The following is a 23174-nucleotide window of genomic DNA, read 5'->3' as shown; positions in this document are numbered from 1 at the left end:
TCACATGAGTGCAGCGCAAAGTGAGGTGCAGTTGGCATCTTCGGTGCCGGTGCAGCTGCTGGGTGTTGATGGTGCTTTGGTGGGGCATCCGGTGTTCAGCCGGTATGTGGCTGATCTCAGCGATGAGGTGTTGCTGGGGTTGTATCGGCATATGGTGGTAGAGCGCCGCTTCGATGTGGAGGCCACGTCCCTGCAGCGACAGGGTGAATTGGCGCTGTGGGTGCCTGCTTCGGGGCAGGAGGCCGCTCAGGTGGGAACGATTGCTGCTTTGGAGTCTACGGATCGGGTGTTTCCGACGTATCGAGAGCATGCGATGGCGTTGTATCGGGGGATCAGTGCCGAGCAGCTGATGGCTACGTTTAGAGCGGCGAAGCATACCGGCTGGGATCCGGGGAAGTTTAATTTCAACTGGTATTCGATTGTGTTGGCTTCTCAGGCGTTGCATGCGGCTGGTTGGGCGATGGGTATCAAGCAGGATGTGTCCACCGGAGCCCTGGGTGAGGGTCGGACTGCTGATGAGGTGGTGTTGGCCTGCCTGGGTGATGGGGCAACTAGTCAGGGCGATGTGCATGAGTCGATGGTCTTCGCCAGTTCGTATCAGCTGCCGGTGCTCTACTTCATCCAGAACAATCATTGGGCGATTTCGGTGCCGTTGAAGACTCAGTCTCGGGCCCCGTTGGCACACAGGGCCGCCGGCTATGGGTTTGAGGGCATCCGGGTGGATGGCAACGATGTGCTGGCCAGCTATGCGGTGGCTAAGCACATGGCTGCTCAGATCCGTGCCGGTTCGGGCCCGAAGCTGGTGGAGGCTGTCACCTACCGGATGGGTGCCCATACCACTGCCGATGACCCGACGAAGTACCGCACGGATGAGGAGGTCGAGTCGTGGAAGAGGCGCGATCCTGTGGCCCGGTACCGGAAGTGGTTGGAGGCTGAGGGCATTCTGGATCAGCAGTTCGTTGATCAGGTGGACGCCGAGGCTGCTCAGTTGGCTGCTGATCTGCGTACCGCGGTGCATGAGATGGAGCCGGTGGATCTGGAGCGGGTATTCGACACTGTTTATGCTGAGCCGCATCGGCAGGTGCAGGTGGAGAAGGCTTGGTTGAAGGATTACGAGGCCGGGTTCGCCGAGGACCAGGGAGTCGAGTTCTGATGACTAAGGAACAACCAACGGCGACACTGGCCGCTGATGCTGCTGAGGTGGTGGCCCTGCCGTTGGCTAAGGCGATTAATCGGGCGATGCGGGATGAGTTGGCCGCTGATGAGAAGACCCTGCTGATCGGTGAGGATATTGGCGCTCTGGGCGGGGTGTTCCGGGTGACCGACGGGCTGCAGGCGCAGTTCGGCACGGATCGGGTGATCGACTCCCCGCTGGCGGAATCTGGGATTATTGGTACGTGTATTGGGTTGGCGATGCGTGGGTATCGGCCGGTGGCTGAGATCCAGTTCGATGGATTCGTCTTCCCTGCGTTCAACCAGATCACCACCCAGCTGGCAAAGATCCATAATCGCACTGATGGGGCGGTGAGGGTCCCGGTGACGATCCGGATCCCTTACGGGGGGCATATCGGGTCGATTGAGCATCATTCAGAGTCCCCGGAAGCACTGTTTGCTCATACTGCGGGACTGCGGATTATCACTCCCTCTAGTGCCCAGGATGCTTACTGGATGATACGGCAGGCGATCGTGTGCCCGGATCCGGTGATTGTGTTGGAGCCTAAACGCCGGTACTGGCTCAAAGGAGAAGTAGACCTGGGCAACCCGGCCCCGGATGCCTTCACCGCCCAGGTGCTGCGCCAGGGCACTGATGTGACCTTGGCTGCGTATGGCCCGTTGGTGCCGGTGGCTTTGGCTGCCGCCCAGGTGGCCGCAGACCAAGGCCGCAGCGTTGAGGTGATAGATGTGCGTTCGATCAGCCCTTTGGATGATGAGACCATCGCGGTCTCAGCGGCGAAGACTTCCCGGCTGGTGGTGGCTCATGAGGCCCCTACGTTCGGCGGATTCGGTGCTGAGATCGCAGCGCGGGTCACGGAGCGGGCCTATCACCGGTTGGTGGCTCCGGTGTTGCGGGTCGGTGGGTTCCATATGCCGTACCCTCCCTCTGCGCAGGAGGGTAGGTATTTACCGGATATTGACCGGATGTTGGAGGCTGTGGAGCGCAGCTTCGCCTATCAGAGTGCAGGAGGCCACCGATGAGCCAGACGTTTAATCTGCCTGATGTCGGTGAGGGCTTGACTGAGGCGGAGATTGTTTCCTGGAAGGTCAAACCCGGCGACACCGTGGCGGTCAACGATGTCATCTGTGAGATCGAGACCGCGAAGTCTCTGGTGGAACTGCCGGTGCCCTACACCGGGGTCGTTCAGGAACTAGTCGCCCAGGAGGGTGACACCATCGAGGTCGGCCAACCATTGATCCGAATTGGCTCAGCAGACGACGCCGCGCCGGAAGGGGACCCCGGGGATGCCGGCGATACTTCCGATACCAGTGCTGCGGATACCGGTGCGGAGGCGGCCGGGCCGGTGTACGGCACAGTCTCTGGCGCTGCGGCGTCGCCATCATCTGCGGCTGGGCAGGCCGCTGAGCCTAACAGCACCACCGATACGGTTTCTCCGCAGGCTGAGCCGGCCCCGCGGCAGGAACCGGCTGAGACTCAGGCCCTGGTGGGCTCAGGCCCGAAGGCCGATACCCCCAAAGCTCGTGCCCGGACCCGTGCCACAGCACTGGATCTGGTGGATGTCTCAGACTTGGGTTTGGAGCCGGTCGCCCGGTCAGCCCCGACCGCCGATGGCGGGGACCTCGGTCCGGATGTGGTGCGGCGGGCTTCGCCGCCGGTGCGGGCATTGGCCAAACGATACGGGTTGAGCCTCAGCGAGCTTCTCGGCACCGGGGACAATGGCCGGATCACCCGGGAAGATGTTGAAGCCCAGGCCGAGCAGAAAGCGAAGACCCCACACGATGAGGTTGGTGCGATGCCGCTTTCAGGATCGGCTGTGCCTAGTGGCGGTACACCTACTCCCGTGCAGCTTGGACTCCTCTATGACGGTCCGAGGGAAGAGCGTGTTCAGGTGCGGGGGGTGCGGAAAGCCACCGCGTTGAACGTGGCCGCCTCAGCCTCTACCGTGCCACATGTCTCGGTGTTCAAAGAGGTTGACATCACCGCCAGTATGGAGCTGCGCACCGCACTGCGCGAGGACCCCAGATTTGCGGGTCTGAGTGTTTCGCCGTTGCTGTTCGCAGCCAAAGCGATTATCTGGGCTCTCCGGCGTAACCGGCAGGTCAACGCCACCTGGCAAGAGACTCACTACACGTTGTGCAACTATGTGAACCTCGGTATCGCCGCAGCCACCCCACGAGGCCTAGTAGTGCCGGTAATCCATGACGCCCAGGCGTACACCACCCAAGGGTTAGCCGCAGCGATTACCGCACTGACTACCGATGCCAGAGAAGGTAAGACCACCCCTGCTCAGATGCAGGGTGGAACGGTCTCGATCACCAGCATCGGGTCTCTGGGCCTGGACTTCGGCACCCCTATCCTGCCCCCCGGGCAAGCTGCCATCGTGATGCTCGGGGCAGTACGCACCAAACCCTGGGTGGTGGACGGGCAGATCGTGCCCCGCCAGATCGTGACCATCGGAGGGTCCTTCGACCACCGGCTGATTGATGGAGATCTCGCCGGAGCCTTCATCACCGACATCGCCACAATCCTCGAACAACCAGGACTCCTCCTGGACTGAGTGTGTCCCGGCTGCGGGTGTATGTTGGCACCTTCGGGGCTCCAGCCCTCAATCGCCTCAGAAGACTCCAAGCTGGCTCGAGTTTTCGCTCGGCTTAGTCGGGTCTCCCGCTCGTGCCTCAGTCTTGCAGACGGTGGATAGCCAATGGGCCGGGATCTTCCAGGCCGAGCTGTTCGGCTAGCGGTGCGCCGTCCAGCAGGATCTCCACCTGCTCGGCACCCGAGGCGGCCCGAGCCGTGGTTTCAATCTGCTTGAGCATCTGCCAGGACTGGCAGGATGAGCTGCTGTTGGCGAACCCCGTGAGATGCACCGTCACCGTGCTGCCCTCCTGCTCCACGTCAGTGACCTCAAAGCCTGAGGCTGCCAGCGGGTTGTTGAAGGCCGGGTTGCCGTGTGTGGTGCGATCCAGGGTCAGCAGATACTCCAGGGCGGTCTCAGCAGGGTTGTCGGTAACCACCGGCACGGTCTCCACCAGGGAGATGTAGTCCTGGCAGCCGAACTGCTCAGTCCGGGCTAGCTGCCGCCCATGCGGGGTGTCTGGGGTGTAGTCCACGTCCTCCTCGTAGACCTCCCAGTCGTACCCCGCTGGACTAATCAGGCCGACGGGAAGGGCCACGGTCTCATCGCTGTCGTACTGCGGCTCGGGCATTGGATTCTCAGGAACTTCCTGTGCCTCTGCTGGAGAGTCTCCCTCAACCTCGGGTGAGTCCGGGTCGGACTCAGTGGGATCACTGTCACAGGCGGTGAGGCTGAACAGTGCCGCAGCAGTGAAAGCCGCGGCTGCAGCGCGCAGCGAGGAGGTCGAAGTCATTCCTCAAGGATACGAGTCACCTCATGGAGTCCACGAATCAGCGCTGGGGCGCTTCTGTTGCCCGATTGAGCCGAAAGGCGAGCGTATGGTGGCAGAGATGGCTCGTCCGAAGCGGTTGCGGCCTCCTTGCGCAGCGAAGAACCTGCTCAGGCCGTAATCTCACAGGGTCCCAGCTGAGATGGCCCTTAGGTCGGATGCACGCGCCGCTGCAGCGTGCCGACGTGTTATGGCAATCCGGAACTGGCCTGACAGGACAGAGTCTGGGAGAAGATTGCTGGTGGGGGCCGTGAACGGGGGCGGCCCCCACCAGCGGTTGAGAAGCGCGCCCAAGGGTACTGCACGGAGGGGGTGGGATGTTTAGCACCCGGCGCCTGTGCTTCTCACTTCATATTGTGATGACAGCAGAGGGAACGGAAACTCTGATGTCGTCTTCATATGGAGATGTCAGGAATGGACAGCGGACCATTCCGGGGGGTGTTCAGACGTGAATGCTTCAAATCTGAACAACTCCCTGACTCTCTATACTGGGACCTTCTCCGGGCCTGTGTCAAGCACCGTCTCCGGTAGGCTGGAATCATGCCTATCCGGAACCGCCGCGCCGCAGCTCTGCCAGCAAAACTCTCCCGTTCCTGGCTGCTGATCAACGCGGCAAAAGAGGAAGATTTCGCTCCTGGTCTGGCCAGTGAGGCTGACTCGGTGATCTTCGACCTAGAGGCGTCGGTACCTGATGAAGCTAAGGTGGCAGCACGCGAGTCAGTGATGAGCGCGCTCAACGGCGGTATGACTGCATGGGTGCGAATCAGCCCCACCACCAGCGAGCACTGGGAGGATGATGTGGCTGCTCTGGCCCAGGCCGACGGTCTGCGAGGGGTGATGCTCGCTGAGACTGAGCGCCCGGACCAGGTCACCTACACCGCTATGCGGCTGCGGGCCGGCACCCCGGTCATTGCTCTGGTGGAATCCGCTTTGGGCGTAGAGAACGCCACCCAGATCGCCTCTGCCCCTGGTACTTTCCGACTGGCATTCGGCACTAATGACTTCCGCAAGGACGTGGGTGTCTCCGCAGACCCGATGGCCCTGGCCTACGCCCGCTCACGGTTGGTGATTGCTTCACGGGTGGGCGGTCTGCCCGGAGCGATTGACGGGCCGACAGAGGTCAACGCGGATGAGGCCGCCATCGCCGGAGCGTGCCGGGTGACTGCCTCTGTGGGCATGACCGGCAAGCTCTCGCTCAACCGGGCTCAGGTAGAGCTGGTGAACCATGGGCTCAGCCCGTCTGAGGACGAGGTGACCTGGGCCAAGGAGCTCATCGAGGCCCACGAGCGCGGCGCCTCCATCGGCGACGGCTCCTATCTGCCCCGCCTGGCCCGCGCGCAGAAGATCGCGAGTCTGGCTGATAGCTATGGCCTGTGGAATGCTTGAGTGAGACGTGCATCATGCCATAGTGAACAAGGAGGTTCTGAATGGGCAGAGAGACTTACACCGGTGATGTGGCCTTTGAAGTACGTGGACACCTGGGGATCATCACCCTGAACCGCCCCAAGGCACTGAACTCGCTGACTGAGCTGATGTGCGAATCGATCAGGATTCAGCTGGAGGACTGGGCAGAGGACGATGCCGTGGCACAAGTCCTCATCCGGGGGGCCGGAGACCGCGGACTGTGTGCCGGCGGAGATGTGGCCAGCCTCTACCACGAGATGGTGGAGCTTCAGCCGCTCGACGGCGGCCCTCTCCTGCCTGAGGGGACCCCGGGCTACCAGGCTGAGTTCACCGCTGAGAGCTTCTTCGCCACCGAGTACCTGATGAACCTGAGGATCGCGAAGTACACCAAGCCCTATGTCGCCCTGATGGACGGTGTGGTGCTCGGCGGTGGGGTGGGCGTCTCGGCCCACGGTTCCCACCGAATCGTGACCGAACGCAGCCGGATCGGCATGCCCGAGACCACCATCGGGTTCTCCCCAGATGTGGGCGGCACCTATCTGCTGGCTCGAGCTCCGGGGGAATTGGGCGTCCACGCCGGGATCACCGGTACCCATCTCTCCGCTGCCGATGCCCTACACCTGGGCTTGGCCGACACCTACGTGCCCTCATCTGCGCTGGAGGCGCTGATCAGTGAGTTGACCTCAGCCCCGGTGGAGCAGGTGCTGCCCCGGTTCGCCGAGCAGCCTGAGCCCTCCGGCCTGACCGAGGCCGGCTGGATCAACCAGGCCTACTCCCAGGACAGTGTGGGCGGCGTCGTGCTTCTTCTGGAGGAACTGGGACAGAGCGTACCGGAGGCCGCAGAGACGGCGAAGACGCTGCGCAGCAAATCGCCTACCATGGTGAATGTGGCGTTCCAGGCAATACGTAAGGCCAGGGAACTCAGTCTTGAGGGGGCGCTGAGCCAGGAGTACACCGTGGCGGTGCACGCCCTGCGCTCCCATGACTTCCGGGAGGGGGTTCGCGCCCAGCTGATCGACAAGGACCGGGACCCGCAGTGGAGCCCCGCCTCGCTGGAACTGGTGGATGATGACCTGGTGGGACACTACTTCACCCCGGTGCCGGGGCGCGTGCTCAACTTGCGTTGAACACGCGGTGCTGGTGCCGCGCCTTCGGCGCTCCAACCCTCGCCTGACCGCATAGCTGGCAACCCTCAGCAGCCCTTGTGCATCGAGCCGCAAACGATGTTGCCTACTCGGTGCAGTGGGATCGCAGAAGATACCGGGCAAGCTCGTCTCTTCGCCCGGCTCAACCGGGTCTTCCGCGGCGGTGAGACCCTGCTGCCCTGGCTCTGGATAGAATCTGTGAACAAGCTGTGCTCGCTTCAGAGGGTACAGGCTGCCTGAGCTGCATGCGGGAGGACACCTATGGAGACCACTGAGGGCTCTTCCGCGCTGCGCATCAGCTCCCCGGTGCTGATCTTGGCTGGGCCCTCGCCTGCGCGCAATGAACTGACCCAGCGGCTGCGCAGCATGGACGTGAAGGTCCTGCAGGCCGCCAGCGCTGCCGAGGCATCCCAACTCTGCGCAGAGGAGTCTCCACACCTGCTGGTGCTCGATGCCCGGCTGGCCCGCCGTATCCCGGAGCTGGAGGACGTGGTGGATGACCTGCGCTCAGGCCAGGACGAGACCGCGGTGCTGGCCTGGTTCGACGCCGATGCTCCTCAGGAGGACATGATGGCGCTGTGCAGGCCGATTGACGACCATATGGTCGGCGGGATTGCCGTGGACGAGTCGGTGCGCAGACTCCACTTTCTTACCGGCCGACTGCCGGAACAGCGCAACGGTGAACGGCTGATCGTGGGGGACCTGGAGATGGACACCACCCAACGCACCGTCACTCGGGCTGGGCAAGACATCGACCTTTCGGACACTGAGTTCCGGCTGCTCCGTCTGCTGATGCGGCATGCCCGCACCGTGCTGCCCAAGTCCCAGATCCTGCAGGAGGTCTGGGAGTACGAGTTCGCAGGTCAAGCCAATATTGTGGAGCTCTACATCAGCTATGTGCGCAAGAAGATTGAAGCCGGGATGCCCCGTATGATCCATACGGTGCGCGGTGCCGGCTATGTGCTGCGCCCAGCACGGGCGGCAGAGCGTAGCGATGCGCCTGCGGAGACGGTCGATTAGGCTATCCGGCGCGAGCTGCGCAGTGCCAGCACACCCACAGTGATGCTCAGCAGCGCCAGGCCTGCTGCAGTATAGGCGGTCGCGATGCCTGTCTCAGCGAGGACGCCGTCGGCCTCTTCCTCCTCATCACCTGCATTGCCGTTCTGCTCGTCCTCTTCCTCCTCGGGAGCGGCAGTGGGCTCAGAGGAGGTTTTACTGCTGAATCCGGACAGGTTCAGCTCAGCAAGCTCCGGCATGCCTGGCATGGGCAGGAACACCGACTCGGCCGGGGGGCTGGGCGTCTCCACAGCAGTGGGTGCCCCCGGCGGGGGAGCTGTGACAGTGGGCTGAGCTGTGGCGGTGGCCGGGGCAGTGGTGGTGGGGGAATCTGTGCCGGGCGTGCCGGGTCCGGTGGTCTCGGTGGGAGACGGAGCACCTGTGGTGGGTGGCGTCGTCGGAGTCTCCGTGGGTGAGGGAGAGGGGGACGGCGTAGGTGTTGGTGTAGGGGTGGGCTGAGTGCCGTAGACGGTGAAGCGCACCTGGGTGCGGTCCTCCTGCCCGTCGGGGGTGCTGGCAATTACGGTGAAGTGGTCCACCCCGGTTCCGGAGTATTCTGTCGGCGCGATATAGGTGACCTGATTGCCGGAGATGGACACCTCGCCGCCGAGCTGGGATGAGGTGGAGCCCAGTGTGAATGATGCGTCAGAGAGATTGGCGCTGCAGGGCACCGTGGTGCTTTCGCCGGGGTCCAGGCTTCCGTTGGTGCAGGTGACGGTGAGGTCAGGAGGCGGCGTGGGAGAGGGCGTCTCTGGGGGCGGAGTCTCAGTCTCAGTAGGAGTCTCAGTCGGCTCGGTGGGGGAGGGCGACTCAGTCTGCGGGGACTGGGTCTCCGTGGCGGGACTTGTACCCTCGGGTGACTCAGTCTCAGTCTCGGCGGGAGTGCCGGGCTCGGTTCCCGCGGGGGAAGCCGTGGCAGAGGCTGCGAGGGCAGAACTCAGAAACAGCCCGGTTGTGAGGACCAGGGCTGAAAAAATGCGCACGGGAAAATAATGGGTTCCCCCCGCCGTTCCAGAAACCACACCCCAAGTCTAGGGCATGGCCGCAAGTCAGCTGATCAACTCAGCCGTTCTGCGGGTGACTTGGTGAGGGCGGGGTCGTTCTGGGCCAGGGGCCCGACGACGCTGTCAATAGCATCCAGAGTCGCCTGGTCAAGTTTCACTCCGGCGGCGGCTACGTTGGAGGCGATCTGCTCCGGGCGGGAGGCACCCACCAGCGCGGTGGCCACGTTCGGGTTCTGCAGCACCCAGGCGATGGCCAGCTGAGCCAGGGTCAGCTCGTGATCCTCGGCGACGGGCTCGAGCTTCTGCACGGCTTTGAGAATCTCCTCGGTGAGGTACTTCTCGATGAACCGGGCCCCGCCGGCAGTGTCAGTGGCGCGTGAGCCTTCGGGGAAGGGCGCTCCGGGCAGGTACTTGCCGGTGAGCACGCCTTGGGCGATCGGCGACCAGACGATCTGGCTGATGCCGAGTTCCTTGGAGGCTGGGACCACCTCCGGCTCGATGACCCGCCAGAGCATGTTGTACTGCGGCTGGTTGGAGATCAGCTGGATGCCCAGCTGCTTGGCCAGGGCTGCCCCGGCACGTAGCTGGTCAGCGGTCCACTCACTGACCCCGATGTAGAGCGCCTTGCCGGAGCGGACCACATCGGCGAAGGCCTGCATGGTCTCCTCCAGCGGAGTCTCGAAGTCGTAGCGGTGAGCCTGGTAGAGATCCACGTAGTCGGTGCCAAGTCGCTTCAGCGAGCCGTTGATGGACTCCATGATGTGTTTGCGGGACAGCCCGGTGTCATTGTGGCCTTTGGGGCCGGTGGGGAAGTAGACCTTGGTGAAGATCTCCAGGGATTCGCGACGCTGGCCTTTGAGCGCGTCTCCGAGCACCTGCTCTGCGACCGTATTGGCGTAGACGTCGGCGGTGTCGAAGGTGGTGATCCCGGCCTCCAGCGCGGCGTGAACACATTTGGCGGCGATGTCCTGCTCGATCTGCGCTCCGTGGGTCAGCCAGTTGCCGTAGGTGATCTCGGAGATCTTCAGACCGCTGTTGCCGAGGTATCGAAACTCCACGTGTACTCACTTCCGTCGGGATCGCTGCCGGGTTGGTTCATCTCTCACCCTATCGCTGGATGGTGACAGGGACCATAGACTGGCAGGAGACGAGACAGGAGGTGAGCCAATGGTGCAGATCGAGGTCCTGGGACCAGTCCAGCTCCGGGACGACGACGCTGTGGTGGTGGAGGTGCCGGAACGCAAAGTCCGTGCCCTCCTGGCTGCGCTGACGGCGGCCTCCGGGGAGACCGTCTCCGCCGACGCCCTGATCGACCGGGTCTGGGGCGAGGATCTGCCGGGCAATCCGCAACGGGTGCTGCAGGCCAAGCTCTCCCAGCTGCGCTCCCTGCTGGAGGCAGCCTCCCCGGGCGGCCGGGAGCTGCTGGTCCGCTCACCCGGCGGATACAGCCTGGTGGTGACGGCGGAGACCTGCGATGCCGCGCAGTTCCGCGAGGCTGTGACAACCGCTGCCGGACTGCCCGCCGGGCAGCAGCGGGCCGAGCTGCTGGACTCCGCGCTGAAGCTCTGGCGCGGGGCAGCCTATGCGGAGTTCACCGATGAGCTGTGGCTGGCTGCTGAAGTGGCTGACCTGCAGGAGTCCCGGCTGCAGGCGGTGGAGATGGCCGCTGAGGCGCTGATTGCCGCCGGTGAACCCGGACAGGCAGTTGCGGTGGCGGGGCCATATTTCGCCGAACATCCCACCCGGGAAGGCTTGGCTGCGCCCCTGCTGCTGGGCCACTACCGCAGTCGCCGCCAGCCAGAGGCATTGGCCGCCTACGAGCGGCTGCGCAGCCATCTGGCCGATGAGCTCGGGATTGAACCCACCCCGGAGCTGCAGCAGCTGCATCTGAGCATCCTGCGGCAGGACCCCGGACTCATCGTCCAGAAGCAGCCGGCCAGGTTCAACGGGACCAGTGCCGGATCCCGCAGCTGGCTGCCCTCCTACGCTTCAGCGTTCCTCGGAAGGGAAGAGGAGACCGCCCGGGTGCTGGACCTGGTGGCTGAGCACCGGCTGGTGACCCTGCTCGGCATCGGCGGCATCGGCAAGACCCGATTGGCAGTGCATACTGCCCAGAAGCTGGCCGATGAGACGGCGGCCGAAGTGCGGTTTGTGGACCTCACCGAGGTCCATCAGCGGGACGAGGAGGGCGTAGTCTGCCCGGTGGACCGCATCTACCGGATGACCGCCGAGGCTCTGCAGCTCTCGGCCCCCTGGCAGCGTGGAGAGAATATATCAGCTCGTGTGCTGGCCGCCCTGGAGGCCCGGGATGCTCTGCTGGTTCTGGACAACTGTGAGCATGTGATCAATGAAGTTGCCGCCTTCACCGATGAGCTGCTGCGCCGGGCACCCGGGGTGCGCGTCCTGGCCACCAGCCGCGAACCCATGGGGCTGGCCGGGGAGCAGCGCTTTGTGGTACCACAGCTGCCGGTCAACGGTGGGGACGGTTCTGCGGTGCAGTTCTTCCTGTCCCGGGCGCAGGCGGTGAATTCCACGATTGAGGCTGACCCGGAGATTGTCGCAGCCGCAGCTGAGCTGTGCCGCCGTCTGGACGGGCTCCCGCTGGCCCTGGAGCTGGCTGCTGCCAGGACCTCGGTGTTGTCCGTACCGGATCTCCTGGAGCGGATCACCGACCGGCTGGATCTGCTGGCCCGCCCCGACCGGGCAGCCCCGAGGCGGCAGCAGACCCTGCGGGGCATGCTGGACTGGAGCTGGTCGCTGCTTGAGGAGCAAGAGCAAGCATTGCTGCGCCGGCTCGCGGTGCATCCGGTGTCCTGGCGGTTGGATGTCATTGAGCAGGTCTGTGCCGATACTGAGCAGAGGCCAGCTCTGGGCGGAACGACCTGCCCGGAGGCCATCAACACGGTGATCAGCACCTCGGGGGTGGCGCTGCTGCCGCGCCGTCGTGTGTTGGGCGTCTTGGCCAACCTGGTGGAACGCAGCTTGGTCTCGACAGTGAACGTCGGCGGCGAAGTCAGGTACCGGCTGCTGGAGACCGTGGGGACCTATGCGGCCGAGAAACTCGTGGCCACCGGGGAACGGGATGCAGTGGCAGCCAGGCATATCGACTACTACCGCAACCTGGTGGACTGCGCCCAGGACTATCTCTTCGGGCCACAGGCTCCAGACTGGGTGCAGCGACTTGATGAGGCGAGCTCACATCTGAGCTTGGCCATTGCTGAAGCTCTGCGCCGGAAGGATGGAGCCAGTGCAGTCGGGCTGGTGCTGGCCACCTTCTGGTACCGGTGGATGACAGGCCGGATTGACTCCCTGCTCGAGGAGCTCGCCGCAGCAGCCACCTGCCCCAACCCGGGGGACAGTCCCGGGGAGCGCCGTGCTCACGCTCAGGTGAGAGTCCTGGCCAATACGGTGGAGGAGAAGCCTTCCGGGGAGAAGGTCGAGCAGGTATTGGAAGCTCTGGAAGGATTCGACACCGACGAGCAGAGCCAATTGGCTCGCATGCAGGTCCAGTGGTTCGCCACCAGTGTGATGTTCGGCGATGCTGAGCACCTCGAGCATGGCCGGCAGCTGAGCGATCAAGCCATTGAACATCTCCTTGCGGCCGGGGACCTTCGCGGTGCAGCATTCGGCAGCACTCAGCGGGACTGGTTCCTCCTGGAGTTCTGGGATACTCCCCCTCAGGGGTTGCCGGACGGATACGACGTCGAACAGGTCCTCCGTGACCATGGTGATGCCTATGGCCTGATCCAGGCGCTGGGGGTCCAGCACCTCTGGGCCGAGACCCAAGGGCGAAAAGAAGAGGCCCGTCGCCTGGCCGATGAAGTCACCGCGCTGAGTACCGAGCTGAATCTCGACGGTGAGACCGCCTACTGGCTGTTGGTGCAGGCTGTCCTGCACCTGCGGGAGGGGGACCTCGATGCGGCTGAGGAGCATCTGCAACGCGGTGAGCGACTCGCCCAGCGGGTGGCCCTGATGTACTGCACTACGCTTCACGACGTCCTGGCGGCCATGCTTGCCCAGCGCCGCGGCGATGCCCAGCGGGCCGACCAGTTGCTCGGCGGGTTTTCGGCAGGGAAGCGGGCAAGTGCTCGCCGTATTCTGGGGCGGTACTTTGCCGAGAATGCCCTGCCGGCTCAGCTGCAGCTCAGTCCGGTGTGAGCCGACTCAGCTGGTCCGGCCGCGGCGCATCAGCAGTATCACCACCCCCGCCAGAAGCACCGATCCCAGCGCATAGAAGCCATAGCCGGCTTGGACAGTGGCCGTGAACCCGGCCTCCACTGCCTCCATCAGGGACTGCCCTTCAGCGGCATCGAGCTGTGGAAGCACTGCGCTGGAGGCGCCGAAGCTCTCGGCGGCAGTCTGCACAGCCTGATCGGCGAGGTTCTCGTCGGCCCAGTCGGTCAGTATCCGCCGGTAGAGCGCCAGCGCCCCAGCACCCATCAGTGCGATGGAGGAAGCCATGCTCAGGCTGGCCGTGACATCCTGCAATGCTGTGGCAGAACCGGTCTTCTCCTCAGGTGCTGCACTGATCAGCAGCTGCGAAACCAAGGTGATAAAGGGTGCGCCCACCAGTGCCAGTGCTGTCAGAGTTACGATCAGGTTCAGCAGGCTTGCTTCCGGGATCAGCAGCACGAAGACCGCAGCCAGGATGCCGGTCAGTGCCAAGGGACCGGCAATGGCCAGCCCCTGATGCTTCGTCCGGGCCAGCAGGGGAGTGAACATCGTGCCCACTGTGCTGCCCAGGGCGGGGAACAGCAGCACCAGGCCCGCCTGGAGTGGGCTCAGCTCACGGATGATCTGCAGGTACTGGGGCAGCAGCATCTCGGCCACCGCCATGCTGAAGGAACCCGCAGCGAGAACGATCAGCATCAGCCGGATAGTCCGGATGCGGAACAGGCCGAGGTCTAAAAGCGGGTGCGCAGCAGTCTGCTGCCGGCGGATGAACAGCAGCAGGAGTCCGAAGCCGAGGCCGGCGGACAACAGTGGAAGCCAGGAGAAGCCAGTCGCGGAGAGCTCCTGCAGCCCATAGACCAGGGTGATGATGGCAGTGATGGACAGCACCACGGAGGCGCCGTCGATCTTCACCCTGCGGTCGGCGTGATTGCGCTCCAGCAGGAACGGTCCGCCGATCAGCAGCACTGCGGCGATCGGCACATTGATCAGGAATACCGCGCCCCACCAGAAATGCTCCAGGATCAGCCCGCCGAAGGGCGGTCCGGCCGCCATGCCCCCGGTGAAAGCAGCCATATAGGCGGCGAAGGCGAGGTTGTACTGCTTGGGGTCCCGGAAGGTTCGCCGGACCAGGATCATCCCGGCCGGGGTGAAGGCTGCTGCGGCCATGCCGAGCAGGGCGCGTCCGCCGATGAGCATCTCGGGGTTGACCGCATAGGCCGCCAGCAGCGAGGCCACCCCATAGACCGCCACCGCAGCCAGAAGCAGCCTGCGGGCGCCGATTCGGCTGGCCAGCAGGCCGAAGGTGATCATCGTGGCCGCGCTCAGGAACTCCCCGATATGCAGGATCCACAACTGCTGGGAGCCCACCGGCAGCAGGTCCGCGGCGATGGCCGGCATCGCCAAGTAGAGCACGGTGACATCGGTGGCCAGCATGAACAGCGGGATCACCATGATCATCAGGCCGAACCACTGTTTCACCGTGGCCTTCGGTGAGGGAGCGGTGGGGGCGTAGTCGTTGTCTGTGTTTCCGGTAATGGAGGGGTTCTGGTGAGTTGTCATGGCCCCAGGCTGGACGGAAGACATTCCAGTTCTGTTCCGGCCCCGAAGGATCAGTGCCGGAGCACACCCAGAGCAGAACCGGAACAGTCCCACAGAATCATCAGGGTTACGACACATCCCGATGAGAGGAAGCCATGGAGACATCCCAGGCAACTGCCACCTCGGCAACTGCGCAGAAGGCCACAGCCAAGGAATGGGCGGGCCTGGTGCTGCTGGCCCTGCCGATGATGGCGCTGTCCACCGACCTCACTGTGCTGTTCTTCGCCCTGCCCACCATCAGCGCGGATCTCGAACCTAGTGCGACCCAGATGCTGTGGATCACCCATGTCTATGGGTTCCTGATCGCCGGGTTCCTGGTCACCGCCGGCCGGGTGGGTGACCGGATCGGTCCCAGACGGTTGCTGATGGCCGGGGCGGCGGCCTTCGCAGTGCTGTCTGTGGTAGCCGCCTACTCCACCAGTCCCGAGATGCTGATCGCCGCCCGGGCTGCGTTGGGGGTTGCCGGGGCTACACTGATGCCTTCGCTGTTCTCGATGCTGCGCACTATGTTCCGGGAGGAGAACCAGCGCAGGATGGCGATTGCCATCATGTTCAGCATGTTCACCGTCGGCGGGGCCGTCGGGCCGCTGCTGGGTGGGGCGCTGCTGGAGTTCTTCTGGTGGGGATCTGTCTTCCTGATCAACGTCCCGCCGCTGGTACTGCTGCTGATCGGAGCAATGCTCCTGCTGCCGGGACGGTCAGATCGCGAAAAGACGCGGATCGACCTGCTCAGTGTTGCACTGTCGGTGCTGGGGATGCTGGCGATCGTCTATGGGATCCAGGAGATCGCGGCAAGCCATGAGAACGGGGGCGACAACCTGTGGGCCTATGCGCTCAGTGTGATCGCCGGTGCTGCGGTGATGACACTGTTCGTGCTGCGTCAGCGTCGGCTGAGCGAACCGTTGTTCGACCTCGGCCTGGTGAAGATCCGGGCCATTGCGGTGTCGCTGGTCTGCCTGCTGCTGATGGGACTGAGCATCACCGGAATCTTCTACCTGTTCACCCAGTACCTGCAGTGGGTGGGCGGGTTCTCCCCGTTGCATGCCGGCTTCTGGACTCTGCCGTATATTGCGGTGAACATTTTGGGAGCCGTACTGGCCCCGGGTGTCGCGCAACGGGTCTCAGCGCCGAAAGCTGTTGTCGTAGGAATCCTGATCGCAGGGGTTGGTGCCGGGGCCTTCGCCGTGGCGACTGCCATGGGAGTGCCGGCGCCGTTGCTGGCAATAGTGATCGCTGTTGCCGGGCTGGGTCATGGGATTGCCGGAGCCCTGGTCAGCGACCTCATCATCTCCGGAGCACCAGAGGAGCAGGCCGGTTCAGCGGCCTCTGCCCAGGAGGTCGGCGGCGAGCTCGGCAGCGCTCTCGGCATCGCCATGGGCGGGACGGTCTCGGTGCTGATCTACCGGTCGGTGATGGGCGGCGCTGATCTCTCGGAGATTCCTGAGGGGCAGACTGAGGCGGCTGCTGAGAGCGTCCATCACGGTGTCACCACGGCCGAGGGGCTGGAGATAGGTGGGCAGGCGCTGTTGGAGACAGTGCACGACGCCGTCTCCTCCGGTCAGCAGGTATACGCCACTGCCGCCTCGCTCGTCTTGGTGGCAGTGGCCGTGATGGTTCTGCTCACCTTGGTGAGGAAGACTTCAAAGGGACGCTGAGAGGAGTCAGTCTATGTTTGTGCCAGCTGATTTCGTGCCACCGACCTCACTGGAGACAGCAGAGTTCCGGCTGGAGCCGCTGGGACCCCAACACAATGCCGCGGACCTCGCCGCTTGGACCTCGAGTGTGGAGCATATTCGTGCCACCCCAGGTTACCCGGACGGCTCCTGGCCGCCGATGGAGGGGATGACACTGGAGGAGAACCACGCCGATCTGGTACGGCACGCTGAAGACTTCGCTGCGCGTCGGGGATTCACCTTCACTGTTCTGGACCCAGCTGACGGGGATGTGATCGGATGCGTCTACCTCTACCCCACGAAGTCACCGGACTACGAGGGCACCGTCCAATCATGGGTCCGCGCCGACCGTGCTGAACTCGACGGTCCCTTAGCCGATGCCGTCAGGGCCTGGCTTGAAACGCACTGGCCCTGGCAGCGAGTCGACCGCTGCGGGCGGTAACTCAAGCCGCGGCCAAGGGGTCACTGCCTGCACCGGAGCCGATGAGCACTCGACGTGCCTGGTCCCAGCGGCCTTGCCTCGGGCGTACTACCGTTGAGCCATGGAGCAGCGCATCTCACTGGTTACCCTGGCCGTCTCAGACCTCAGCCGTTCCCGGGAGTTCTACGTCTCCGGGCTGGGGTGGACGCCTGAACTGGAGGCACCCGGCGTGGTGATGATCCGCACCGGAGAACACCTGATCTTCTCGTTATGGGATGCCGAGGAATTCGAAGAGGAAGTCGGCCCCATCTCATCCGGAGCCGGCGTGGCACCCTTCACCCTGGCGCATAATGTGGCCACCGAGGAGGAAGTCAACGCAGTGCTGGCTACGGCAGCAGCTGCCGGGGCGGATCCCGTCTCACCTGCGATGAAGCGCAGCTGGGGCGGCTACAGCGGATACTTCGGCGACCCCGACGGATACCGCTGGGAGATCGCCTGCGCACCCGGACAGGTCAACGACATCGTGGTGCCGAAACCCTGAGCTCCACCACACGAGAGAAGTGCCTCAACTACTCAGACGTGAGGCGAGAATCTCGACGCCGCGGCCCTCCAGATCAGCCACGGCGACCTTCCGGCCGGCAACTGCCATGGCCAGTGCTTCGCTGGAGCCGGCCATCTCCGCACCTGATCCCCAGGACCAGTCCTGATCAGTGGCGCGCAGCCGCAGCCCCTCCAGCCGCCCCCGCGGCACCACACCGCGAGAGGCCTGCTTGGTGGGCAGCCAGTCCAGCACCATGCGCCAATCGGCGAGTTCGACATCGGTATCCAGATCGAGCGGTCGCGCGCAGTCGCGCAGATGTACGCAGCAATCGGTCATCTGGCCCATCGGACCCACACCGGGTGCAGGCACACGACGCTCAGCGTTGCGGCGCAGCAAGCCGGTGAGGTGCGGTACCGGCTGCTGGGCAACCTCGATGGACGCGGTCTCCATGGCATGGAGCACGGATCCTCGTTCACGCAGGGTCCGCCAGAGGATCCCTCCGATGCCCACCGTGAACGGCACCACGGTGTGGCCCAGCACCTCACGGACAGTCCAGGCCTCACAGAGACTCCGAGTGGAGAGCTGGTCCTGGTCGAGAGTGTCGAAGAACTCGGCTAGCAGGCGCCGATTCGCAGCCGTTCGCTGGTCCACCTGATCCATGGGATCATACTTGTCCGTCCGACTGAGTCATGTCCAGGGCTCGGCGTTTGCCCTGTCGGAGCAGAACCGGAGTAAGGTCATCAGACCATCAGATGACACAGAACCTGATGGGAGGAAAAGCACTATGCACAACGTGATCATCTTCGGCGGAACCGGGATGCTCTCGGCAGCCACCACATGGGTCATGCAGCGGGCCGGTCACACTACCGTCATCGGCCGCAGTCAGTACCGGCTGGACCGGCTCCAAGCCGAAGAAGGGGTGGAGCGAACCTCCTTGGTGCCTCTGGACTATCGGGACAGTGCGGCACTGCGAGCCCTGCTGCGGAACACCGTGGGCGAACACGGGCCGATCGATCTGGCGCTGTGCTGGATCCACAGCACGGCATCAGAGGCGATCCCGATCATCGGTGAGGAAGTCTCACTGACCTCAGATGATTGGCGCCTGTTCCACGTGAAGGGCAGTGCCCACGACGACGCCGCCATCCGGGCCCGACCAGCGGTTCCTGAAAGCTGCCGCTACCGGGAGGTGCTCTTGGGGTATCAGCGAACCCGTACAGGCTCCCGCTGGCTGGTCGACCGAGAGGTCTCAGCGGGGACGATCCAGGCCATCGAGCAGGATGCCCATACCACCATCGGGCAGCTGGAACCGTGGTCAGCCCGACCTCACTGACCGTGAGGTGACCCTCTGGTGCCTCTGGGTCAACAGAGGTGACTGATGTCAGTGGCATGAGGCTCACGCTACGCCGAGACCGCAGTGCGCTCGAGGTCTGCCGGCTCTTCCTCTGCGACAGCCAGCTGGAAGTCCAATGCCGGGTAGGGCCGGTTTGCCCGGGCCTCACGCAGCATCGGGGCCCACCAGGCCAGCTCGTCAAGCACCGCCGCCGCGGGGATGCGCAACCCTTCACTGTTCACCGGTCGGCCGTCGTGGTCGAAGACCTTCCAGAAGTCAGCCAGGGAGATGAAGTTCTTGACGGTGACGGAAGCGAATTCGGGAAAGACCCCGCGCCGATGCTCCACGGAGGTCAGGCCTCCGGTGACCCCTCCGTAGGAGAGGAAGGAGACCGGTCGCAGCGCCCATTCACCGTAGAACCAGTCGATTGCAGTTTTCAGCGAGGCTGGGTAGCTGCGGTTGTAGACCGGGGTGACCAGGACAAAGGCATCTGCCTTGGCCAGACGCTTCCCGAGCCTCGCAACCTCGGCCGGCAGCGCGGCCTCGGGATCGTTCCCGGCCAGCTCCATGGGGAGCTGGTACTCGGCCAGATCGATGAGATCGACTTCGAAAGCTCCGTGACGTTCTGCCTCGGCGGCAAACCATCTGGCCGCCGTCGGGCCGAACCGTTCGGGGCGGATGCTGCCGATGATGATGGCCAGGGTGGGTTTCCTAGTGGTGGACATGATCTGTTCCTCCGATCAGTATGATGAATCTGACGCTGCCCAGTGTGGAACCGGATTGCTCCGGGAAGGCTCCGGGAACCCTCCGTCCTGCTGCAGCTGAAACCCACCCTCAGGGTTGAACAAATGGTGAAGTCAAGGGGGTGCTCAGGTGGAGGTGCGCAGCGCTGCGATGTAGCCCTGTTTCCGCTCGGCTGCACTGCCGGGAATCAGCCCATTGAGTTCTAGGCTGACCAGACCGTGGGCGAGTGCCCAGAGTCGCAACGCCTCCGGCTGTGCAGTCTCAGAATCCAGCCCAGTAGCACGTTGGACCGCATTCAGAAGCGCCCCGAAGGTGTTGTTCTCCCCTGGAGCTTCCTCATGCCGAGGTCTGCTGAACATTACTCGGTAGAAGTGCGGCTCGGCCAAGGCATACTCCCGGTAAGCCACGCCGAGGGTCAGCAAATCTCCCCAGGGATCCTCGGTCCGGGGCACTTTCTCCAGGGCTTGGGCGAAGCGCCGGAATCCTTCCTTGGCGACGGCAACCACCAGTGCCTCCTTGTCCCCGAAGAGCGAATAGACCGCCGAGGTCGTGGTGCCAGCCTCAGCGGCCAGTACGCGCAGGGACATGGACTGCTCACCCTGAGAGACGATGGTCGACGCCGCCGCCTCCAGCAGTTTCTGCCGCAAGTTCTCGTCATAGGTCCGTGGTCGGGGCATAAGGGAAGATTACCCTTGAACACTGTTACGTAACAGTGTTATATAACAGTGTCAGATTATTTGTCTTCTCCGGAGGAGCCCATGTTTGAACTCTCTGATTCCGCACAGACCACTGCCGGCGTCGTCGTACTGGCTGCTATCACCGTGACCACTGGTGGATATTTCCTGACCAAGGTTGTCCGAGGGGAGGTGCCTGCCACTGAGTTCCAGCGCTGCTTCTACCGGGCCGGGCACGCCCATGCCGGGGTGCTGATCACTTTGGGACTGGTGTGTCTGCTGCTCACTGAGACCACTGGGCTCACCGGGTTGGCAGGCTGGCTGGCCCGCACCGGAGTGCTGATCTCAGCGATCCTCATGCCTGCTGGCTTCTTCCTCTCGGCCATAGGCAGGGAGCGCACTCAGCCCAATGGGTTCATTATCCTGCTGTGGGCTGGGGTCGTTTTTCTCGTCGCAGGGCTGGGGGTGCTTGGCGTCGGTCTGCTCCGGTAGAGCGCCGAGCCTTGCGATGGACCTGGCAAGATCGGCACTGGTAGTGGCTTCCGTTGGGGAGCCAGCTCCAAATTTCGAAAGCTTCAACAGTTCCCAGATGGTGCTCCAGTAAGAGGCGCAGACTCTCATCGGTGCGATGACGGAAATATCGATCGCCAGTACCAGCCCAGTCCGCTTCCCGAGTGCTGCCCCATACGCCGATCTCTACGAGTCCGCCAGGACGAACTACGCGCTGAAGTTCCTTGAGTGCCTCACTCATGCCGTCCCCGTCGAGTAGACTGAAGACACCGTCCGAAAGGAGAAGTTCCATGCGACAGGTCACCGTGACACTCAGTGATGAGGCGGTGCACGCCCTGGAACAGGTGATCGCTGATGGACAGTTCGGCTCCCTGGACGAGGCGGTCAATCTCAGTGTTCGGGATGTCTTCGCTGACGTTGACCAGTTGGTACCTTCCGAAGAGTTTGTCCGTTTCCTGAACGAAGTGGCAATTCCGGCTGGCGAAGGCCTTGAGTCAGACCAGTCCCGTGGATTGAGTGTGGAGGAAGTGCGGAGCCGATTCGAGCCGAAGCGGCTCGAGCGAGAGCGCGAACGCCAAGTAGCGTGAGCCCGCAGGGATCCGGATCGTCACTGCTCCGGAGGCGTATGACGTACCTGTTCAGTGAGGATCTCGAGGCAGCGTCGGAGCGCGTCGTCGAACTGGGCGCTGCCGTTGAACGGCCGCGCGTGGAGCTGGACGGCACGCAGTGGTTTGAGCTCTTCGGCGACACCGCAGATGTCCAGTGGGGCCTCCGGACCAACCAGCCCAAACAATGACCATCTACATCGATCCGGCGGTGTGGCCGGCGCATGGGACGGTGTTCTCGCACCTGGTCTCAGATGCTTCGCTGGTGGAACTGCACCAGTTTGCCGCTGCGACCGGGATCAGCCGCCGGGCCTTCGACCGGGACCACTACGATGTGCCGGCCCACCGGTACGAGGACCTGGTTGCGCTGGGCGCAGTGCCGGTCAGCGGTCATGATCTGGCGCGCATTCTGGCAGCATCCGGGCTGCGGGTGAAGCTGCGGGAACGCCCGGAGAAACTGCATTCCGGACTGCTGCGAAGATGGGAGAGATTAGGGCACGAGACCGCCCAACAAACCTGGATGCCGATAGGGGAGGACCTGCTGGCGCGCTGGTCCGAGTCCCACCGGCACTATCATGGGCTGCCGCATCTGGCGTCGGTGCTCAGAATCGCCGGTGTCCTGGAGCGTTCCGGGGAGCTGCCTGATGAGCTGAGGTCTTCAGCGCTGCTGGCCGGGTGGTTCCACGACGCCGTCTACCACGGGGTCGCCGGTCAGGATGAGGAGGACTCCGCCCAGCTGGCCGAACTGCAGCTCGATGGGTTGATGCCTGACCAGGAAGTGGCGGAGGTGGCCCGGCTGGTCCGGCTCACCGCCACGCACTCACCTGAGGAAGACGACGTCGCCGGCTATGTGCTCACCGATGCGGACCTGGAAGTGCTGGGCCGTGAGCCGGAAGAGTATCAGCGGTATGTGCAGCAAGTCCGTGCGGACTATGCGCATGTTCCGGAGGAACAGTTCGCCGCAGGCCGCGCCCGGGTGCTGCGCCGCCTGCTGGAGGCGCCCAGGCTGTTCCGTACCGTCACCGGGCGCCGGCTGTGGGAAGCGCAGGCCCGGCTCAACCTTGAGAGCGAGCTGAACGAGTTGGAAGTCGCTCCCTAGCCCCGATCGTCATTCGATCACCAGTGCAGGCCGGTGGTGGAGCGCCAGGGACCCAGAGGTTGCGGCGGCAGGACCTTCTGCTCGTCCTCGGTGGTGATGATCTCGAAGCCGCGCGCCTGGTAGTTGGCCAGCGCAGTCGGCCCGTCCAGAGAACAGGTGTACACCCACACCCGGCGCACCTCGGGCAGCTCCGGGAACCTCTCTGGGACCGTCCACGCCGCCTGAATGCCGCGCTCCAGCAGGGCTCCTCCAAGCCCTTGGCCGATCGCCTCCTCCACCAGGCCGAAGTAGCGGATCTCCGTTTCAACCTTCCCCTCCACCACTCGTGGCTGGATGTGCACGAACCCCTGCGGCACACCGTCGCGGTAGGGAATGTAGAACTCGGTGCCGGGGTATGACAGCTCTTCCTCCCATACCGGCCGCGTCCAGGTGAGCCGGTCGATCCAGTACCACGGCCCGCCGACCAGGCCGTAGAGGAACCGAGCGTACTCCGGGGTGACTGAGGTGGTGCGGTCAATCCGGAAATCCCGCGGCACCGGCCGCGGCGCACCCTCCGGTGGCTGAAGCATCTGCAGGGTCGTAGTGGTCACCGTGGAGCGGTCGGTCATATACCTA

At 63.9% G+C, this 23174-nt stretch carries 23 protein-coding genes; 15 read left to right on the top strand and 8 right to left on the bottom strand.

What is annotated here, in order from left to right; genetic code table 11:
- Nucleotides 1–4: 4 nt before the first annotated feature.
- The 3 genes from pdhA to F0311_RS05490 are packed head-to-tail and all read left to right on the top strand — an operon-like array spanning nucleotide 5 to nucleotide 3734.
- Entirely contained in the window at nucleotides 5–1153 is a 1149-nt protein-coding gene (gene pdhA / locus F0311_RS05500; protein WP_150460929.1) for a pyruvate dehydrogenase (acetyl-transferring) E1 component subunit alpha, read from the top strand.
- Nucleotides 1153–2196 (top strand): alpha-ketoacid dehydrogenase subunit beta, encoded by a 1044-nt coding sequence (locus F0311_RS05495; RefSeq protein WP_191089758.1) that lies wholly within the window; start codon nucleotides 1153–1155, stop codon nucleotides 2194–2196. Before pdhA ends, F0311_RS05495 begins: the two co-directional genes overlap by 1 nt.
- On the top strand, nucleotides 2193–3734 hold the full coding sequence (locus F0311_RS05490) for a dihydrolipoamide acetyltransferase family protein (RefSeq protein ID WP_150460928.1): 1542 nt from the start codon (nucleotides 2193–2195) through the stop codon (nucleotides 3732–3734). Before F0311_RS05495 ends, F0311_RS05490 begins: the two co-directional genes overlap by 4 nt.
- Before the next feature lie 118 nt (nucleotides 3735–3852).
- Here the strand turns inward: F0311_RS05490 and F0311_RS05485 are convergent, their stop codons facing one another.
- Entirely contained in the window at nucleotides 3853–4545 is a 693-nt protein-coding gene (locus F0311_RS05485; protein WP_150460927.1) for a GerMN domain-containing protein, read from the bottom strand.
- A 576-nt stretch (nucleotides 4546–5121) separates the two neighbouring features.
- Here F0311_RS05485 and F0311_RS05480 point away from each other — a divergent pair.
- The 3 genes from F0311_RS05480 to F0311_RS05470 all read left to right on the top strand — a co-directional run bounded on the left by F0311_RS05480 (nucleotide 5122) and on the right by F0311_RS05470 (nucleotide 8150).
- Entirely contained in the window at nucleotides 5122–5967 is an 846-nt protein-coding gene (locus tag F0311_RS05480; protein ID WP_150460926.1) for an HpcH/HpaI aldolase/citrate lyase family protein, read from the top strand.
- A 41-nt stretch (nucleotides 5968–6008) separates the two neighbouring features.
- Entirely contained in the window at nucleotides 6009–7112 is a 1104-nt protein-coding gene (locus F0311_RS05475; protein ID WP_150460925.1) for an enoyl-CoA hydratase/isomerase family protein, read from the top strand.
- Between the two features lie 279 nt (nucleotides 7113–7391).
- Entirely contained in the window at nucleotides 7392–8150 is a 759-nt protein-coding gene (locus tag F0311_RS05470) for a winged helix-turn-helix transcriptional regulator (RefSeq protein ID WP_150460924.1), read from the top strand.
- On the opposite strand, the gene F0311_RS17945 is transcribed toward F0311_RS05470, so the two are convergent.
- On the bottom strand, nucleotides 8147–9169 hold the full coding sequence (locus F0311_RS17945; RefSeq protein ID WP_191089757.1) for a hypothetical protein: 1023 nt from the start codon (nucleotides 9167–9169) through the stop codon (nucleotides 8147–8149). The genes F0311_RS05470 and F0311_RS17945 overlap by 4 nt on opposite strands.
- 74 nt (nucleotides 9170–9243) lie before the next feature.
- On the bottom strand, nucleotides 9244–10248 hold the full coding sequence (locus tag F0311_RS05460; protein ID WP_150460922.1) for an aldo/keto reductase family protein: 1005 nt from the start codon (nucleotides 10246–10248) through the stop codon (nucleotides 9244–9246).
- A 109-nt stretch (nucleotides 10249–10357) separates the two neighbouring features.
- On the opposite strand from F0311_RS05460, the gene F0311_RS05455 reads away from it, so the two are divergent.
- Nucleotides 10358–13348 (top strand): BTAD domain-containing putative transcriptional regulator, encoded by a 2991-nt coding sequence (locus F0311_RS05455; RefSeq protein ID WP_150460921.1) that lies wholly within the window; start codon nucleotides 10358–10360, stop codon nucleotides 13346–13348.
- 6 nt (nucleotides 13349–13354) lie between these two features.
- Here F0311_RS05455 and F0311_RS05450 read toward each other — a convergent pair whose 3' ends face one another.
- A complete protein-coding gene (locus F0311_RS05450; RefSeq protein WP_191089756.1) occupies nucleotides 13355–14923 on the bottom strand; it encodes an MFS transporter in 1569 nt (522 codons plus the stop codon).
- A gap of 134 nt (nucleotides 14924–15057) precedes the next feature.
- On the opposite strand from F0311_RS05450, the gene F0311_RS05445 reads away from it, so the two are divergent.
- From F0311_RS05445 to F0311_RS05435, 3 genes are all read left to right on the top strand, one after another.
- Entirely contained in the window at nucleotides 15058–16617 is a 1560-nt protein-coding gene (locus F0311_RS05445) for an MFS transporter (protein WP_150460919.1), read from the top strand.
- 13 nt (nucleotides 16618–16630) lie between these two features.
- Entirely contained in the window at nucleotides 16631–17077 is a 447-nt protein-coding gene (locus F0311_RS05440; RefSeq protein ID WP_150460918.1) for a GNAT family N-acetyltransferase, read from the top strand.
- 100 nt (nucleotides 17078–17177) lie between these two features.
- Nucleotides 17178–17597, top strand: a complete 420-nt coding sequence (locus F0311_RS05435; protein ID WP_150460917.1) for a VOC family protein — start codon at nucleotides 17178–17180, stop codon at nucleotides 17595–17597.
- A gap of 24 nt (nucleotides 17598–17621) precedes the next feature.
- Here the strand turns inward: F0311_RS05435 and F0311_RS05430 are convergent, their stop codons facing one another.
- A complete protein-coding gene (locus F0311_RS05430; protein ID WP_150460916.1) occupies nucleotides 17622–18257 on the bottom strand; it encodes a maleylpyruvate isomerase family mycothiol-dependent enzyme in 636 nt (211 codons plus the stop codon).
- Between the two features lie 124 nt (nucleotides 18258–18381).
- Here F0311_RS05430 and F0311_RS05425 point away from each other — a divergent pair, with 124 nt between their 5' ends.
- Nucleotides 18382–18927, top strand: coding sequence for a Rossmann-fold NAD(P)-binding domain-containing protein (locus tag F0311_RS05425; protein ID WP_191089755.1), 546 nt, complete (start codon nucleotides 18382–18384; stop codon nucleotides 18925–18927).
- A gap of 68 nt (nucleotides 18928–18995) precedes the next feature.
- On the opposite strand, the gene F0311_RS05420 is transcribed toward F0311_RS05425, so the two are convergent.
- Together F0311_RS05420 and F0311_RS05415 are read right to left on the bottom strand one after the other, a co-directional pair.
- A complete protein-coding gene (locus F0311_RS05420) occupies nucleotides 18996–19652 on the bottom strand; it encodes an NADPH-dependent FMN reductase (RefSeq protein ID WP_150460914.1) in 657 nt (218 codons plus the stop codon).
- Between the two features lie 144 nt (nucleotides 19653–19796).
- On the bottom strand, nucleotides 19797–20348 hold the full coding sequence (locus tag F0311_RS05415) for a TetR/AcrR family transcriptional regulator (RefSeq protein WP_150460913.1): 552 nt from the start codon (nucleotides 20346–20348) through the stop codon (nucleotides 19797–19799).
- Between the two features lie 81 nt (nucleotides 20349–20429).
- Between F0311_RS05415 and F0311_RS05410 the strand changes: the two genes are divergently transcribed.
- The 4 genes from F0311_RS05410 to F0311_RS05400 all read left to right on the top strand — a co-directional run bounded on the left by F0311_RS05410 (nucleotide 20430) and on the right by F0311_RS05400 (nucleotide 22559).
- Nucleotides 20430–20837: a hypothetical protein gene (locus F0311_RS05410; RefSeq protein ID WP_150460912.1), complete on the top strand. Its 408-nt coding sequence runs from the start codon at nucleotides 20430–20432 to the stop codon at nucleotides 20835–20837.
- 308 nt (nucleotides 20838–21145) lie between these two features.
- On the top strand, nucleotides 21146–21442 hold the full coding sequence (locus F0311_RS05405; RefSeq protein WP_150460911.1) for a hypothetical protein: 297 nt from the start codon (nucleotides 21146–21148) through the stop codon (nucleotides 21440–21442).
- Between the two features lie 38 nt (nucleotides 21443–21480).
- Complete coding sequence (locus F0311_RS17940; RefSeq protein ID WP_191089754.1) at nucleotides 21481–21651, top strand: VOC family protein; 171 nt, start codon at nucleotides 21481–21483, stop codon at nucleotides 21649–21651.
- On the top strand, nucleotides 21648–22559 hold the full coding sequence (locus tag F0311_RS05400; RefSeq protein WP_150460910.1) for a DUF4031 domain-containing protein: 912 nt from the start codon (nucleotides 21648–21650) through the stop codon (nucleotides 22557–22559). The genes F0311_RS17940 and F0311_RS05400 overlap by 4 nt, the downstream gene beginning before the upstream one ends.
- Before the next feature lie 17 nt (nucleotides 22560–22576).
- On the opposite strand, the gene F0311_RS05395 is transcribed toward F0311_RS05400, so the two are convergent.
- Complete coding sequence (locus tag F0311_RS05395) at nucleotides 22577–23167, bottom strand: GNAT family N-acetyltransferase (RefSeq protein ID WP_150460909.1); 591 nt, start codon at nucleotides 23165–23167, stop codon at nucleotides 22577–22579.
- Between the last annotated feature and the right edge of the window lie 7 nt (nucleotides 23168–23174).

Source organism: Nesterenkonia ebinurensis (assembly GCF_008711175.1).
GTDB classification, from domain to species: domain Bacteria; phylum Actinomycetota; class Actinomycetes; order Actinomycetales; family Micrococcaceae; genus Nesterenkonia; species Nesterenkonia ebinurensis.
This window is presented reverse-complemented; position numbering and strand designations above follow the sequence as displayed.

What these genes read in the sequence shown, in the direction of transcription:
- F0311_RS05440 (WP_150460918.1), top strand. Translation starts at nt 16,631, where the DNA reads ATGTTTGTGCCAGCTGATTTCGTGCCACCGACCTCACTGGAGACAGCA.
- F0311_RS05400 (WP_150460910.1), top strand. Translation starts at nt 21,648, where the DNA reads ATGACCATCTACATCGATCCGGCGGTGTGGCCGGCGCATGGGACGGTG.
- F0311_RS05485 (WP_150460927.1), bottom strand. Translation starts at nt 4,545, where the DNA reads ATGACTTCGACCTCCTCGCTGCGCGCTGCAGCCGCGGCTTTCACTGCT.
- F0311_RS05420 (WP_150460914.1), bottom strand. Translation starts at nt 19,652, where the DNA reads ATGTCCACCACTAGGAAACCCACCCTGGCCATCATCATCGGCAGCATC.
- pdhA (WP_150460929.1), top strand. Translation starts at nt 5, where the DNA reads ATGAGTGCAGCGCAAAGTGAGGTGCAGTTGGCATCTTCGGTGCCGGTG.
- F0311_RS05395 (WP_150460909.1), bottom strand. Translation starts at nt 23,167, where the DNA reads ATGACCGACCGCTCCACGGTGACCACTACGACCCTGCAGATGCTTCAG.
- F0311_RS05410 (WP_150460912.1), top strand. Translation starts at nt 20,430, where the DNA reads ATGTTTGAACTCTCTGATTCCGCACAGACCACTGCCGGCGTCGTCGTA.
- F0311_RS05405 (WP_150460911.1), top strand. Translation starts at nt 21,146, where the DNA reads ATGCGACAGGTCACCGTGACACTCAGTGATGAGGCGGTGCACGCCCTG.
- F0311_RS05490 (WP_150460928.1), top strand. Translation starts at nt 2,193, where the DNA reads ATGAGCCAGACGTTTAATCTGCCTGATGTCGGTGAGGGCTTGACTGAG.
- F0311_RS05455 (WP_150460921.1), top strand. Translation starts at nt 10,358, where the DNA reads ATGGTGCAGATCGAGGTCCTGGGACCAGTCCAGCTCCGGGACGACGAC.
- F0311_RS17940 (WP_191089754.1), top strand. Translation starts at nt 21,481, where the DNA reads ATGACGTACCTGTTCAGTGAGGATCTCGAGGCAGCGTCGGAGCGCGTC.
- F0311_RS05480 (WP_150460926.1), top strand. Translation starts at nt 5,122, where the DNA reads ATGCCTATCCGGAACCGCCGCGCCGCAGCTCTGCCAGCAAAACTCTCC.
- F0311_RS05470 (WP_150460924.1), top strand. Translation starts at nt 7,392, where the DNA reads ATGGAGACCACTGAGGGCTCTTCCGCGCTGCGCATCAGCTCCCCGGTG.
- F0311_RS05430 (WP_150460916.1), bottom strand. Translation starts at nt 18,257, where the DNA reads ATGGATCAGGTGGACCAGCGAACGGCTGCGAATCGGCGCCTGCTAGCC.
- F0311_RS05445 (WP_150460919.1), top strand. Translation starts at nt 15,058, where the DNA reads ATGGAGACATCCCAGGCAACTGCCACCTCGGCAACTGCGCAGAAGGCC.
- F0311_RS05415 (WP_150460913.1), bottom strand. Translation starts at nt 20,348, where the DNA reads ATGCCCCGACCACGGACCTATGACGAGAACTTGCGGCAGAAACTGCTG.
- F0311_RS05435 (WP_150460917.1), top strand. Translation starts at nt 17,178, where the DNA reads ATGGAGCAGCGCATCTCACTGGTTACCCTGGCCGTCTCAGACCTCAGC.
- F0311_RS05495 (WP_191089758.1), top strand. Translation starts at nt 1,153, where the DNA reads ATGACTAAGGAACAACCAACGGCGACACTGGCCGCTGATGCTGCTGAG.
- F0311_RS05475 (WP_150460925.1), top strand. Translation starts at nt 6,009, where the DNA reads ATGGGCAGAGAGACTTACACCGGTGATGTGGCCTTTGAAGTACGTGGA.
- F0311_RS05450 (WP_191089756.1), bottom strand. Translation starts at nt 14,923, where the DNA reads ATGACAACTCACCAGAACCCCTCCATTACCGGAAACACAGACAACGAC.
- F0311_RS05425 (WP_191089755.1), top strand. Translation starts at nt 18,382, where the DNA reads ATGCACAACGTGATCATCTTCGGCGGAACCGGGATGCTCTCGGCAGCC.